The sequence below is a fragment of the Actinomadura opuntiae genome (assembly GCF_030283205.1).
Lineage (GTDB): Bacteria > Actinomycetota > Actinomycetes > Streptosporangiales > Streptosporangiaceae > Spirillospora.
In genome coordinates this window covers 488212-502138 of the sequence record NZ_JASNWF010000005.1, presented here as the reverse complement: position 1 = coordinate 502138, position 13927 = coordinate 488212, and the positions used below count along the sequence as shown (strand labels likewise).

Annotated in this window: 15 protein-coding genes; 4 read left to right on the top strand and 11 right to left on the bottom strand. The window is 72.9% G+C overall.

From position 1 onward, the window contains the following. Positions 1–36: 36 nt before the first annotated feature. Positions 37–1839, bottom strand: a complete 1803-nt coding sequence (locus tag QP089_RS13795) for a glycoside hydrolase family 15 protein (protein WP_446474028.1) — start codon at positions 1837–1839, stop codon at positions 37–39. Positions 1840–1984: 145 nt separating this feature from the next. Between QP089_RS13795 and QP089_RS13790 the strand changes: the two genes are divergently transcribed. Beyond that, positions 1985–2401, top strand: coding sequence for a DUF2267 domain-containing protein (locus QP089_RS13790; protein WP_353070577.1), 417 nt, complete (start codon positions 1985–1987; stop codon positions 2399–2401). A gap of 2 nt (positions 2402–2403) precedes the next feature. Here QP089_RS13790 and QP089_RS13785 read toward each other — a convergent pair whose 3' ends face one another. After that, the gene (locus tag QP089_RS13785) at positions 2404–3213 is read right to left on the bottom strand and encodes a class I SAM-dependent methyltransferase (RefSeq protein ID WP_285911954.1); all 810 of its coding nucleotides are present in this window, start codon (positions 3211–3213) and stop codon (positions 2404–2406) included. A 148-nt stretch (positions 3214–3361) separates the two neighbouring features. On the opposite strand from QP089_RS13785, the gene QP089_RS13780 reads away from it, so the two are divergent. Then, positions 3362–4417 (top strand): S1C family serine protease, encoded by a 1056-nt coding sequence (locus tag QP089_RS13780; protein ID WP_285911953.1) that lies wholly within the window; start codon positions 3362–3364, stop codon positions 4415–4417. Here the strand turns inward: QP089_RS13780 and QP089_RS13775 are convergent, their stop codons facing one another. The 3 genes from QP089_RS13775 to QP089_RS13765 form a co-directional block, all read right to left on the bottom strand. Beyond that, the gene (locus QP089_RS13775; protein WP_285911952.1) at positions 4418–5362 is read right to left on the bottom strand and encodes a helix-turn-helix domain-containing protein; all 945 of its coding nucleotides are present in this window, start codon (positions 5360–5362) and stop codon (positions 4418–4420) included. It lies immediately after the preceding gene. Positions 5363–5401: 39 nt separating this feature from the next. Continuing rightward, positions 5402–5935 (bottom strand): 2,4'-dihydroxyacetophenone dioxygenase family protein, encoded by a 534-nt coding sequence (locus tag QP089_RS13770; protein WP_285911951.1) that lies wholly within the window; start codon positions 5933–5935, stop codon positions 5402–5404. 123 nt (positions 5936–6058) lie between these two features. Then, positions 6059–6580: a potassium channel family protein gene (locus QP089_RS13765; RefSeq protein WP_285911950.1), complete on the bottom strand. Its 522-nt coding sequence runs from the start codon at positions 6578–6580 to the stop codon at positions 6059–6061. 72 nt (positions 6581–6652) lie between these two features. Between QP089_RS13765 and QP089_RS13760 the strand changes: the two genes are divergently transcribed. Beyond that, complete coding sequence (locus QP089_RS13760) at positions 6653–7765, top strand: glycosyltransferase (RefSeq protein ID WP_285911949.1); 1113 nt, start codon at positions 6653–6655, stop codon at positions 7763–7765. Here QP089_RS13760 and QP089_RS13755 read toward each other — a convergent pair. Continuing rightward, positions 7758–8561 carry an SAM-dependent methyltransferase gene (locus QP089_RS13755; protein ID WP_285911948.1) on the bottom strand — a complete coding sequence of 268 codons (804 nt, stop codon included), beginning with the start codon at positions 8559–8561 and terminating at the stop codon, positions 7758–7760. The two genes, QP089_RS13760 and QP089_RS13755, sit on opposite strands and share 8 nt — an antisense overlap. 137 nt (positions 8562–8698) lie before the next feature. Here QP089_RS13755 and QP089_RS13750 point away from each other — a divergent pair, with 137 nt between their 5' ends. Continuing rightward, positions 8699–8989, top strand: a complete 291-nt coding sequence (locus QP089_RS13750; protein WP_285911947.1) for a hypothetical protein — start codon at positions 8699–8701, stop codon at positions 8987–8989. Positions 8990–9004: 15 nt separating this feature from the next. Here the strand turns inward: QP089_RS13750 and QP089_RS13745 are convergent, their stop codons facing one another. From QP089_RS13745 to QP089_RS13725, 5 genes are all read right to left on the bottom strand, one after another. Further along, positions 9005–9415, bottom strand: coding sequence for a VOC family protein (locus tag QP089_RS13745; RefSeq protein ID WP_285911946.1), 411 nt, complete (start codon positions 9413–9415; stop codon positions 9005–9007). Between the two features lie 10 nt (positions 9416–9425). Then, positions 9426–9872 (bottom strand): helix-turn-helix transcriptional regulator, encoded by a 447-nt coding sequence (locus QP089_RS13740; protein WP_285911945.1) that lies wholly within the window; start codon positions 9870–9872, stop codon positions 9426–9428. A gap of 443 nt (positions 9873–10315) precedes the next feature. Then, complete coding sequence (locus QP089_RS13735) at positions 10316–12688, bottom strand: ATP-binding cassette domain-containing protein (protein ID WP_285911944.1); 2373 nt, start codon at positions 12686–12688, stop codon at positions 10316–10318. A 118-nt stretch (positions 12689–12806) separates the two neighbouring features. Beyond that, positions 12807–13157, bottom strand: coding sequence for a VOC family protein (locus tag QP089_RS13730; RefSeq protein ID WP_285911943.1), 351 nt, complete (start codon positions 13155–13157; stop codon positions 12807–12809). Between the two features lie 149 nt (positions 13158–13306). Beyond that, entirely contained in the window at positions 13307–13762 is a 456-nt protein-coding gene (locus QP089_RS13725) for a carboxymuconolactone decarboxylase family protein (RefSeq protein ID WP_285911942.1), read from the bottom strand. Between the last annotated feature and the right edge of the window lie 165 nt (positions 13763–13927).

Below are 13927 nucleotides of genomic sequence, written 5' to 3'. Positions count from 1 at the left end.
TGGTTCGGTTGTCGGTTCTTCGTCGGCCCGCCGGGCTCATCCCGCCGCGCCGGCGTCCCGGGACGCCTGCGCCGCCGCCACCGTGCCGCTCAGATGCCGGGCGGTGTTCACCAGCCCGACGTGCGAGTACGCCTGCGGGGTGTTGCCGACCTGCCGCCCCGCCGCGGTGTCGTACTCCTCGCTCAGCAGCCCGAGGTCGTTGCGCAGGCTCAGCAGCCGCTCGAACAGCTCGGTCGCCTGCTTGCGGCGGCCGATGCCGGCCAGCGCGTCGGCGAACCAGAACGTGCAGGCCAGGAACGCGCCCTCCGAGCCCGGCAGGCCGTCGATGCCGCCGTCGGCCTGCGTGTCGTAGCGCAGCACGAACCCGTCCCGGTACAGCTCGCGCTCCACCGCGTCCACGGTGCCCACCACGCGCGGGTCGCCCCACGGCAGGAACCCCGTCTGCGGGATCAGCAGCAGCGCCGCGTCCACCCCGCGCGAACCGTAGAACTGGGTGAACGTGCCCTGGTCGGCGTCGTACCCGTTCTCGCACACGTCCGCGTGGATCCGGTCGCGCAGCGCCCGCCACCGGTCGGCCGGGCCGTCCAGCCCGTGGTTCTCCACGCCCCGGACGGCCGCGTCGACGCCCGCCCACGCCAGCACCTTGGAGTGCACGAACTGCCGGCGTTCGCCCCGCACCTCCCACAGGCTGTTGTCGGGCTCGTCCCAGTGGCCCTCGAGGAAGTCGAGCAGCGCCCTCTGCACGTCCCAGGCGTTCTGGACCGTCCCGATGCCGGCCTCGCGCCCGAGGTGCAGGCCGTGCAGGACCTCGCCCCAGGTGTCCAGCTGGAACTGGCCTGACGCGGCGTTGCCGATCCGCACCGGCGCGGACCCCTCGTACCCGCCGAGCCAGTCGAGCGTGTACTCCGGGAGCCGGCGGGTGCCGTCGATCCCGTACATGATCTGCAGGTCGGCGGGGTCGCCGGCGACGGCGCGCAGCAGCCAGTCCCGCCAGTCCCGCGCCTCGTCGACGAACCCGGTGCCGAGCAGCGCCTGGAGGGTGAACGTCGCGTCGCGCAGCCAGCAGAACCGGTAGTCCCAGTTGCGCGGCCCGCCGAGCTGCTCGGGCAGCGACGTGGTCGCGGCGGCGACGATCCCGCCGGTCGGCTTGTAGGTGAGCCCCTTCAGCGTGATCAGCGAGCGGCGGACGGCGTCGTCCCACCGCCCGTCGTAGCGGAAGCCGCTCGTCCAGTCGGCCCAGAACGCCTCGGTGTCGCGGAGCGCGCGCTCCGGGTCGACGTGCCGGGGCCGCGGCTCGTGCGACGGCCGGTAGGTCAGCACGAACGGGACCCGGTCCCCTTCCGCCACCGTGAACTCCGCGAACGTCGACATGTCGCGGCCCTCCAGCGGGACCGGCGTCTTCAGCCACGCCGCGTCCGGGCCCGCGACCGCCTCGAACTGCCCGTCCACGTGCCGCACCCACGGCACGATCCGGCCGTAGTCGAAACGCAGCCGCAGCGTCGTGCGCATCGGCACCCGCCCGCTGACGCCCTCCACGATGCGGACCACGTCCGCGGCCTCCCCGCGCGGCGGCATCGTGTCGATCAGCCGGACGGTGCCGTCCGGGGTGTCCCACTCGGTCTCCAGGATCAGCGTGTCCCCGCGGTAGCGGCGCCGCGTGCACATCCCGCCGGACGCGGGCGCGATCCGCCAGAACCCGGCCCCGTCGTCGCCGAGCAGCGCGGCGAAGCAGGCCGGCGAGTCGAACCGCGGCAGGCACAGCCAGTCGATCGAGCCGTCCTTGCCGACCAGGGCCGCCGTCTGGAGATCGCCCAGCATGCCGTAGTCCTCGATGCGCAGCGCCAACGTCCACCTCCGTGCTCGGGCTCCCGTCCCTACTGCACTACCCGCGGGCCCGGATCCATGTCCGGGAGCCGGGGTGATTCGCGACGTCACGCGCCGCATGGAGGCGGCGTTCACGGGCATTGCGGGAAGGAGCGGACGTATGCGACGGGAGAGGGGACAGAGCATGAAGTACGGGCAGTTCATCGCGACGGTCCGCGACAACGGGGACTACAGCGGCCGCGAGGAGGCCGAGCGCGTCACCGCGGCGGTGCTGAGCGTCCTGCGGGACCGGCTCACCGAGGAGGGCGCCGACCATCTGGCGGCGCAGCTCCCTGAGCCGCTGGACGAGCTGATGCGCGACCGCGACGGCGGCGGGGCCGAGTCGTTCGGCTCGGCGGAGTTCTGCCGCCGGGTCGCGGGCATGACCGGCGCCACCGAGCGCACCGCCGAATGGGACGCCGACGCCGTCCTCAGCACGGTCGCGGGCACCGTCTCCGGCGGCGAGCTGAACCACCTGCTCAGCCAGCTCCCGTCCGGTTACGCGCCGTTCTTCGGCAAGAACGACCTCACCGACTGAGCTCAGCCGGCGAGGACGGCGACCGCCTCCAGGTAGGCGGACGGGACCTCGACGGTGCCGCCGGGGGCGGTGCCGGTCGCCTCGATGTGCCGGGTGAGGTCGGCGGTCAGCGCGTCCCGTCCGGCGGCGTCGAGGACGTCGAACGCGACCGTCAGCGGACCGAAGTGCGCCCGGAAGTAGCCGATCATGTCGGCGGGGGAGCGGAACCGGAACCTCCACTGCCGCTCGGTGCACTCCAGCGCGGACGCGTGCGGCCCGAGCAGCCGCTCCAGGTGCTTCGCGGTGCCCCACCGCGTGGGCGCCGCGTCCCCGGACGCCCCGGCGGTGTACCGGCCGACGAGGCGGAGCAGCTCGGCGAGGAAGCCGCCCGGAGACCAGCTCGCCAGCGCGATCCGCCCGCCCGGCCGCACGACGCGCAGCAGCTCGGCGGCCGCCCTCTCCTGGTCGGGGACGTACTGGACGCCGAACGTCGACACCGCGACGTCGAACGCGCCGTCCGGGTACGGCAGCTCCAGCGCGTCGCCGGCCTCGAACCGCACGTCCAGCCCTTCGGCGGCGGCGCGGGCCCGCGCGTGCTCCAGCAGGGCGGGGACGTAGTCGACGCCCGTCACGTCGGCGAACCGGCGGGCGGCGGCGAGCGCGGTGTTGCCGGTGCCGGTGGCGACGTCGAGGACGCGCTCGCCGGGCCGGATCCCGGCGCTCTCGCAGAGCAGCTCGCCGACCAGCAGCCAGCGGTTGCCGACGCGGGCGTAGTCGCCGCTCGCCCAGGTGCCGTCGGCGCCGGTGTCGACCCCGCCGATGTCGTCGCGCATGGTCCCGATCTCCCCTCGAAGGCGACCTTGATCGTCGATCATTCCGGCGAACCGGGCAAGTGCCGCCGAAACGCGGCCGCGTCATGCCAGGTCGGGGGTGCCTTCGCGGCGGAAAGGGGAAGGATCCGGGCGGGGGAGGGGAGTTCTGGTGGACCGAAATGTCAGGCTTGTCGCGGGGGCCCTGGCGGGGACGGCGCTGCTGCTCGCCGGCTGCGGTGGAGGCGGGGAGCACCGGGCGAGGACGGCCGCGGCCGCGCCGTCGCCGACCGCCGGCGGGGCGCAGCTCCAGCAGCAGTACGAGCAGGTCGTCGCGGCCGTGTTGCCCTCGGTCGTGAAGATCGAGACCGACCAGGGTGAGGGCTCGGGCGTCGTCTACGACACCCAGGGCGACATCGTGACGAACGCGCACGTCGTCGCGGGCGCCAAGCAGATCCGGGTGACGGCGTCCAGCGGCGGCAGCCCGCTGAAGGCGAGCCTCGTCGGCTCGTTCGCGGCCGACGACCTGGCAGTGGTGAAGGCCGGCGGCGGGAACCTGCGCCCGGCCTCCTTCGGCGACTCCACCCAGGCCAGGGTCGGGCAGATCGTGCTGGCGATGGGCAACCCGCTCGGCCTCGCCGGAAGCGTCACCAACGGGATCGTCTCCGCCCTGAACCGGACCGTGTCCACCAAGCAGGAGGGCGCGTTCCCCGGCGCGACGATCGGCGACGCGATCCAGACCAGCGCGCCGATCAACCCCGGCAACAGCGGCGGCGCCCTCGTCACGCTGGACGGCCGGGTCATCGGCATCCCGACCGCCGCCGCGTCCGACCCGCAGATCGGCGGGGCCGCCGCCGGCATCGGGTTCGCGGCGCCGAGCGCCACCGTCACGAAGATCGTCCCGCAGCTGATCCAGAGCGGGAAGGTGTCGCAGTCCGGGAGGGCCGCGATCGGTGCCACGGTCCGGACGATCGTCGACCCGAACAGCGGCCAGAAGAGCGCGGTCGCGGTGGTGGAGGTGTCCAAGGGCGGCGGCGCCGCCAAGGCCGGGATCAAGGCCGGCGACCTGATCCTCGCGGTCAACGGCACCGCGACGCCCGACCAGACCGCGCTGGCCGCCGTCCTCGCGGGCCTCAAGCCCGGCGACACCGTGAAGCTCCAGATCGAGGAGCCGAGCGGGACGAAGAAGGACGTGCAGGTCAAGCTCGGCGAGCTGCCCGGCGGCTGATCACCCGCGGGCCTCGCGCGGCGTGCCGCCGAAGCGGGCCCGGAAGCGCCGGGCGAAGTGCGCCTGGCTGGAGAAGCCCCAGCGGTGGGCGACGTCCGCGATCGTCGTCCGGGCCGTCCCGCCGCCGGTCAGCTCCGCGTGCGCGCCCTGAAGGCGGCGCTCCAGGATGAACCGGGACGGCGTCGTCCCCGCGGGCTCGAAGATCCGGCCGAGGTGCCTTACCGACACGCCCACCACCCGGGCGACCTCGGCGGGCGTGAGCGACGCGTCGTGCAGGTGCCGCTCGATGTAGTCCTCGGCGATGATCAGCCGGCTGCGGTGCCCGGCGGGCGCGGGCCGCCCGCCGGACCGCTCGTCCGCCAGCATTCGCAGCACGCCGAGCACCGCGCCCCGCGTCCGCTCCGGGTCGTCGGCCGCCGGGCTGTCCAGCAGCGACCGCAGACCGACGACCAGCTCGCCCTCGCGCGCCGTCCCGCGCCCGAACAGCATCGGCGCGGGCACCCCGCCCGCCATGCACGCGCGGACGAACAGCTCGCGCGGCACGTCCACCAGGAACTGCCGCATCGCGGAGGAGAACCCGAACAGGTAGGGCCGCCGCGTGTCGTAGACGACCAGGTCACCGGCCGCCGCGGCGAGGCAGCCGTGCTCGTGCAGGAACACCGCCTCGCCCTTCAGCAGCAGCGAGGCGAACACCGAGTCCTTCGGCGCCGACCGCGCGACCTGCGGCGTCCGCTCGATCGCGTGCGCGTTCCCGCTGATGTCGGCCAGCCGCACGTCCCCGAGCCGGTAGTTCGCCTGCCGCGCGACCAGCCCGCGCTCGGAGTAGGACGTGCACGACAGCCCTACCAGCGCCCGGCGGTTGTAGTCCTCCCAGAACCCGATGCGCTCGCGCGGCTCGACGTCCTCGGTGGTCGCGACGGAGGTCAAGAGGCTGGCGGCCGGCATGGGGAGAGCCTACGTCGGGCCCGGCCCCGGGCGGCGCCGTCAGCGGAACAGGGAGTTGACGTAGTCGGCGCCGAGGTCGACCGCCTCGTAGTGCGTGCGGCACATGGCGATGTAGTCGTGGACGTCGAAGTACCCCTCCGGGTCGCCGTTCTCGTCCAGCCAGACCAGCGGCCCCTTGACGATGAACAGCGTCTTCATCGGCTCGCCGGACTCGTAGGCGATCAGCGTGTGCCCCTCGCCGGGCGCCTCGTAGACGAAGTCGCCGGCGGTCGCCGTCCACGGCCGCTCCAGGTACCCCCACTTGCCGGAGATCGTGTAGGCGAACACCTCGTGCGGGTGGTAGTGCCGGTTGACGAGCCCGGCCTGCTTGGCCCGCAGGATGTCCGACCAGGTGTTGTCCTTGACGTTGATCCACAGCGGCCGCGACCCGACCGTCTCGGTGAACGGAACGTAGTACCGGTCGTCGTCGGTGGCGACCTTCGGCAGGTACACCTCCGGCAGCGCGTCGGGCTTCTGCGAGTTCTCGATCGGCCTGAGGTCCTTCCAGAACTCGGAACCGGCTGCTTCCGGCATCGGGGGCTCCTCCCACTCGCGGTCCTCGCTCGTGCCGCGAGTGAACCCCGCGCGGGGTGTCCCTGTCTTTCCAGTGCCGGACGTCATCGTTTGCCGATTCCGGACATCCCTCCGGCGCGGCGGTCATGGGCGCCCCTGGCCGTCCTGCCGCTCCAGGCCGTGCCGCACCGCTTCCAGCAGCACCTTCACCGCGACGCCGAGCAGCACCAGGTCGGCGAGCATCTGCGCCATCGTCAGGATCCGCGCGGCCCGCGACGCGGGCGCGATGTCCCCGAACCCCACCGAGGAGAAGACGGTGACGGCGAAGTACAGCGCGTCCACCCTGGTCAGCGGCTCGTTGAACGATCCCGGCGCCCCGTTGTCCATCAGCCGGTACGCCGCCGCGAACAGCACCAGGAACAGCACGACGGACGTCGCGAGCGCCTCCACGGCCCGCAGCCGGGGCGACGCCGACCGCACGATCGCCTGCGCCTGCCACCAGACGAGCGCGCCCAGCGCGACCAGCGCCGCGACCAGCGCCGCCACCGTGCCCGGGCCGAACCGCCTGTCCAGCGGCGCGAAGGCGTACAACACCAGCAGGCAGGCCGACACCACCAGCGTGCGCACGACCGTCTTCACCAGCGGCCGGCGCGACCGAGTATCCACACCCTGTAGATCCCCGGCGTCACCCCCGGTAATGCTGGACGCCCGCCATCGCCGGATGCGAGGCTGCCGCACGTGGCGATCTTGGGCGTCCTCGCGCTAGTCTCCCTTGCGGCCTGGCTGTACCTGGCGGCCGCGCACGGCGGCTTCTGGCGCACCGCCCCCTGCCTGCCGGACGGCCCCGACCCGTCCGCGTGGCCGCACGTCACCGCCGTCATCCCCGCCCGCGACGAGGCCGGCGTCCTGCCCGGCACGCTCCCGACCGTCCTCGCCCAGGACTACCCCGGCCGCTTCGACGTCGTCCTCGTCGACGACGCCAGCACCGACGGCACCGCCGAGGTCGCCGCCGGGCTCGGCGCGCACCGCGTCGTGCGGGCCCGCGACCGGCCCGCGGGCTGGGCGGGGAAGGTGTGGGCGATGTCGGAGGGCGTCCGGGCGGCGGGCGGGCCCGACTTCTACCTGTTCACCGATGCCGACATCGCCTACGCCCCCGGCGCGCTGGCCCGGCTCGTCCGCGACGCCCACGACCGCGACCTCGTCTCGCGGATGGCGACCCTCAACACCGCCACCGCCTGGGAACGCCGGATCGCCCCCGCCTTCGTGTACTTCTTCGCGCAGCTCTACCCGTTCCGCCGGGTCTGCCGGGGGCGCCGCACCGCCGCGGCGGCCGGCGGCTGCATGCTCGTCCGCCGCGAGACGCTCCTGCGCGCAGGCGGTCTCGCCGCGATCCACGACGCCCTGATCGACGACGTCGCGCTCGGCCGCCTCCTCAAGCGCGCCGGCGCCCGCTGCCGCCTCGACCTCGACCGCGACGTCGTCAGCCGCCGCCCCTACCCGCACCTCCGCGACCTGTGGGCCATGATCGCCCGCAGCGCCTACCACCAGCTCCGCTACTCACCGGCGCTGCTGGCCGGCACCGTGCTGGGGCTGCTGCTGATCTACGCCGTCCCGCCCGTCGCGGCGCTGGCCGGTCTGGTCGCCCTCGATCCCGCGCCGACCGCCGCCGGGTTCCTCGCGTGGGCGCTGATGTCGGCGACCTACATTCCCATGCTGCGCTTCTATCGCCTGTCTCCGTTGCGGGCGCCGGTGCTTCCCCTGACGGCCCTCATCTACGCCGCGATGACCGTCGATTCCGCCCGCCTGCACTGGAGAGGGAAAGGCGGCGCGTGGAAAGGCCGCGTCAGGTGAGGGCCGGTTTCCGCGCCACGCCGCAAAAGGCCGTGACCTCCGGCGGAGTTCCCCAGGGAGTGGCCTCGGGACGCCATTGCGACACCGACACCACGCCCGGCTCCAGCAGTTCCAGCCCGTCGAAATAGGCCGCGATCTGCTCCGGACCGCGCAGCTTGTAGGGGTCGCCCGCCTCGGCGCGCGTCTGCTCCGCCTGCGCCGCGGCCTCCGGATCGACCTTGTCGGTGCCGTCCTCCAGGGCCAGATAACTGCCGGGCGCCAGCGCGCCGACCAGGCGGTCGCGGATCGCCCGCGCCTCCGCGTCGTCCCAGACGTTGCCGAGAATGCCGAGCATCATCAGCGCGATGGGACGGTCGAAGTCCAGCGTCCGGGCGGCCTGGTCGAGAATGGCGCCGGGCTCGCGCACGTCCGCGCTGATGTAGTCGCACGCGCCCTCGGGAGTGCTGCTCAGCAGGGCGCGGGCATGGGTCAGCACCAGCGGGTCGTTGTCGACGTAGACGATCCGGCAGGCCGGGTTCGTCCGCTGGGCGACCTCGTGGGTGTTGTCCACCGTCGGCAGGCCGGTGCCGATGTCGAGGAACTGGGTGATGCCGGCCTCGCCCGCCAGGTACCGCACGGCGCGTCCCAGGAACGCCCGCGAATGGCGCGCCACGTCCACGATCCCCGGATAGACCTCGCGGACCTGCTCGCCGACCTCCCGGTCGACGGGGTAGTTGTCCTTGCCGCCCAGCCAGTAGTTCCACACCCGCGCCGAATGCGGAACGGTCGTGTCGATGACCGGTTCGTCCGCTCCCATGAACGAAACGCCCTTCGCCTAGGGGATCCGGGCGCCAACGTACCGCACCGGCGGTGCGCCGACCATGCCAGTGATCACTGGAACTTTGTGGGTGCGGTGACAAGAAATCCCGCCGGCCGGCGGACAGGATCGGACCCATGAGGAAGATCACCGCCGCCGGGGCCGCCCTGGCGCTCGCCGGAACCCTCGCCCTCGGCGCCGCCCCCGCGCAGGCCGCGCCGAAGCCGAAGCAGACCCCGCAGGTTCCGCCGGACGTCATCAAGCGGCTGCCCGCCCACGTCCAGAAGGCGATCGGGGAGACCTTCGGCACCCTCGGCTGGGACGAGAAGGGCCCCTACATCGTCTGGGGCGACATGTCGTGCCACCTGCACTTCCTGGACCCGAGCGAATGGTCGTGGGCCTGGGGCACCGGCCCCTGCTGGTTCTGACCGGCCGCCGGGCCCTCAGGGTAGCTGCTGGATCCGGATCAGGTTGCCCGCCGGGTCGCGGATGGCGCAGTCGCGGACCCCGTACGGCTGGTCGGTCGGCTCCTGCACGACCTCGGCGTCCCCGGCCTGCAGGCGCTTGAACGTCCCGTCGAGGTCGCGCGTCGCCAGCTGGACGAGGGCATAGGTGCCCTTGGCCATCATCTCGGTGATGGTGCGGCGCTCGTCGTCGGTGATGCCGGGATCGGCGCCCGGCGGGTACAGCACGATCGACGTGGCCGACCGGTCGGCGGGACCGACCGTGATCCACCGCATCCCGCCGTAGCCCACGTCCAGGCGGACCTCGAAGCCGAGGACGTCGCGGTAGAACGCGAGCGACTCCTCCGGGTCGGTGTGCGGGAGGAACGTCGAGTGAACGGTGATGTCCATGCTGGTCAGGCTAACCCCGTGCCTCCCCGCCGGGCGGCCTGCGGGTGCGGACCGGCCGCGTCACCTGCTTGGCCACGCACGCCGGCATCCCGGCCGTCGCGCGCGCCGCGTCGCGCCGGTAGACGCTCGGCGGCACGCCGACCAGCTCGGTGAACCGGGTGCTGAACGTCCCCAGGGACGAGCAGCCGACCGCGAAGCACACGTCGGTGACGCTGAGGTCGCCGCGGCGCAGCAGCGTCATCGCGCGCTCGATCCGCCGCGTCATCAGGTAGCTGTACGGCGATTCGCCGTACGCCTGCCGGAACGCGCGGCTGAGATGCCCGGCCGACATGTTCACCCCGCGCGCGAGCGCCTCGACGTCCAGCGGCTGGGCGTAGTCGCGGTCGATCCGGTCGCGGACGCGGCGCAGCCGCGCGAGATCGCGCAGGCGCTGCTCAGCGGCCGGTTTCGCAGTCACAGACGGATCGTACGCCGCGCCTCTGACAACACGGCCCGCCGCCCGCCGCCCCCGAACCCGCTCCTGCGGGACCTCGAACGCCAACCGTCCGAAATGCACCGTCCGCACCTCCGATCGGGACCGCCGACCAGGAACCGCCGACAGCACACGCCTCACAAGGCCACTAACACCCACAAGAGCCACTGCGAAGGGACGACCCCCCACATCCCCCGGCAAGAACAGCTGGTCCGGAGCTCCGCTCCAGGCGCCGGGCGGTGCCTGTGTGGGGGGACGACCCCCCACGCCCCCCGGCAAGGGCAGCCTGACCGGCGCCTTGCGCTCCGTCGGCGCTCCGCTCCAGGCGCCGGGCGGTGCCTGTGTGGGGGGACGACCCCCCACGCCCAACGGCAAGGGCAGCCTGACCGGCGCCTTCCGCTCCGCTGGCGCTCCGCTCCAGGCGCCGGTCAGGCACCGACGTACTCCGCGAGGTGCTGGCCGGTCAGCGTGGACCGGGCGGCCACGAGGTCCGCCGGCGTGCCCTCGAAGACGACGCGGCCGCCGTCGTGGCCTGCGCCCGGGCCGAGGTCGATGATCCAGTCGGCGTGCGCCATCACCGCCTGGTGGTGCTCCACGACGATCACCGACTTGCCCGCGTCGACGAGCCGGTCGAGCAGGCCGAGCAGCTGCTCGACGTCGGCGAGGTGCAGCCCCGCGGTCGGCTCGTCCAGCACGTAGACGCCGCCCTTGTCGCCCATGTGGGTGGCCAGCTTGAGCCGCTGCCGCTCGCCGCCGGACAGCGTGGTGAGCGGCTGGCCGAGGGCGAGGTAGCCGAGCCCGACGTCGGCGAGCCGGCCGAGGATCTTGTGCGCGGCCGGGGTGTGCGCCTCCCCAGCGCCGAAGAACTCCTCGGCCTCGGTGACCGGCATCGCGAGCACCTCGCTGATGTCCCGGCCGCCGAGGTGGTATTCCAGCACCGACGCGTCGAACCGCCGGCCCTCGCACTCCTCGCAGGTGACGGGGACGCCGGCCATCATCGTCAGGTCGGTGAACACGACCCCGGCGCCGTTGCAGCCGGGGCAGGCGCCCTCGGAGTTGGCGCTGAACAGCGCCGGCTTCACGCCGTTGGCCTTCGCGAACGCCTTGCGGATCGGGTCCAGCAGGCCGGTGTAGGTCGCCGGGTTGCTGCGCCGCGAGCCGCGGATCGCGCCCTGGTCGATCGACACCACGCCCGCGCCGCCGGGGATCGACCCGTGCACCAGCGAGCTCTTGCCGGACCCGGCGACGCCCGTCACGACGACGAGCACCCCGAGCGGGACGTCCACGTCGACGTCCTGCAGGTTGTGCGTGCTCGCCCCGCGGATCTCCAGCGTGCCGGTGGGCTTGCGCACCGCGTCCTTCAGCGAGGCCCGGTCGTCGAGGTGGCGGCCGGTGATGGTGCCGGCGCCGCGCAGCCCCTCGACGGTGCCCTCGAAGCAGACCGAGCCGCCCGCCGTGCCGGCGCCGGGCCCGAGGTCGACGACGTGGTCGGCGATCGCGATCGTCTCCGGCTTGTGCTCCACGACGAGCACCGTGTTGCCCTTGTCCCGCAGCCGCAGGAGCAGGTCGTTCATCCGCCGGATGTCGTGCGGGTGCAGCCCGATGGTCGGCTCGTCGAAGACGTAGGTGACGTCGGTCAGCGACGAGCCGAGGTGCCGCACCATCTTGACGCGCTGCGCCTCGCCGCCCGACAGCGTGCCCGACGGCCGGTCCAGCGACAGGTAGCCGAGCCCGATCTCCACCAGCGACCCGAGGGTCCGCCGCAGCGCGGTGAGCAGCGGCGCCACCGACGGCTCGTCCAGGTCGCCGACCCACGCGTCCAGGTCGCTGATCTGCATCGCGCAGGCGTCGGCGATGCTGATCCCCTTGATCTTGGACGACCGGGCCGCCTCGGTGAGCCGGGTGCCGTCGCAGTCCGGGCACACCGTGGTCGTCGTCGCCCGCTCCACGAACGCCCGGATGTGCGGCTGCAGCGCGTCGACGTCCTTGGACAGCATCGACTTCTGGATCTTCGGGATCAGCCCCTCGTAGGTCAGGTTGATCCCGTCGACCTTGATCTTCGTCGGCCCCTTGTGGAGCAGGTCGTCCAGTTCCCGCTTGGTGTACTTGCGGATCGGCTTGTCGGGGTCGAAGAGGCCGCAGCCGCGGAAGATCCGGCCGTACCAGCCGTCCATGCTGTAGCCGGGGATCGTCAGCGCGCCCTCGTTCAGCGACTTGGACTCGTCGTACAGCTGGGTGAGGTCGATGTCGGAGACCGACCCGCGGCCCTCGCAGCGCGGGCACATGCCGCCGGTGATGCTGAACGCGCGCCGCTCCTTCACCGTCCGGCCGCCGCGCTCGACCGTGACCGCGCCCGCCCCGCTGATCGAGCCGACGTTGAACGAGAACGCCTTCGGCGAGCCGATGTGCGGCCGGCCGAGCCGGCTGTACAGGATCCGCAGCATCGCGTTGGCGTCGGTGGCGGTGCCGACGGTGGAGCGCGGATCGGCGCCCATCCGCTGCTGGTCGACGATGATCGCGGTGGTCAGCCCGTCGAGGACGTCCACCTCCGGCCGCGCCTGCGCCGGCATGAAGCCCTGCACGAACGCGCTGTACGTCTCGTTGATCATCCGCTGCGACTCGGCGGCGATCGTGTTGAACACCAGCGAGGTCTTGCCCGATCCGGACACCCCGGTGAACACCGTCAGCCGGCGCTTCGGGATCTCGATGCTGACGTCCTTGAGGTTGTTCTCGCGGGCGCCGTGCACGCGGATCAGGTCGTGGCTGTCGGCGACGTGCGGCGCGTCCGTGCTGCGGGTCATGCTCATCCTGTCTCCGTCGGGTGGGCGGTCTCCGTCCGGCGTCGCCCGGCTCGGACCGACAGTATGTCCGGTCCGCCGGAGCCCCGGCCGTGCCGCGGGCCGGCCGGGGCGCGGCGGGTCACCGGTCCTGGACGAGCCCGAGGACGTTGCCGTCGGGGTCGGTGAACGTGGCGACCAGGCGCCCGCCGCCGACGTCGTGCGCGGCCTCCTGCACCTTCGCGCCCGCGGCCGTCACCTCGGCCAGCTTCGCCTCGATGTCCGCCACGTGCCAGTAGGCCACCGGCGTGGTCATGCCCTGCGGACCGCCGCCCGGCACCAGCCCGATGTGCTGGCCCTCGGCCTCGAAACCGACGTAGTAGGACGAGTCGGCCTCCGGCTGGACGCCGAGCAGGGCCGCGTACACCGGCTTGGCGGCCTCCAGGTCGGACACCGGGTGCAGCACGGTCTTGATCCCCTGCGTGGAAGTCATGATCCCTCTCCTGTGTTCGCGTTTGCCTGCCGGACGCCGAGCCCGGCCATGACGACGACGCTATGCGCGGCCCGGTAAGCGGCGCTTCTCGATTCCTGACCGGTCTGGTCACCCGTTCCACCTGGGACGACGCCGTGGGCCGGGAGCCCTCACCCCCAGGCGCCGGCGATCTGCCGGGTCGTCGCGTTCAGCCGGTTGAACAGGTTGGTGACCCCGATCATCAGGACGAGTGCGGCCAGCTGCTTCTCGTCGTAGTAGGTCGCGGCGGTGTCCCAGATCTCGTCGCCCACCGCGTCCGGGCGGTCCGCCAGCCGCGTCGCGGCCTCGGCCAGCGCGAGCGCCGCCCGCTCCTCCTCGGAGAAGTACGGGGCCTCCCGCCACGCGGCGACTGCGGCCAGCCGGTCGTCGTCCACGCCGGACTTGCGGGCCGTCTTGGCTCCGGCGTCGACGCAGGCGCTGCACCCGTTGATCTGGCTGATCCGCAGATGCACCAGCTCCAGCGTCTGGTCGTCCACCCCGGCGGAGTGCGCCGCCTTGAAGATCTGCTGGATGGGCTTCATCGCGTCGGACAGAATGACGGCGGGGTTCTGCATACGGGACTGCATCTCGGTGGTCTCCTCTTCGCGTCGCCGCCCGTTCCCTCGGGGCGTGTCTCCATGACAGCCGGACGGGCCCGCCGCGACGAGGGCGCTGGGACACCGTGGGACACCGAAACGGCCTTGACCAGGGCGAACCGGGCTGAGAAGTTTCTCCCGGGACGGGACAGGAGG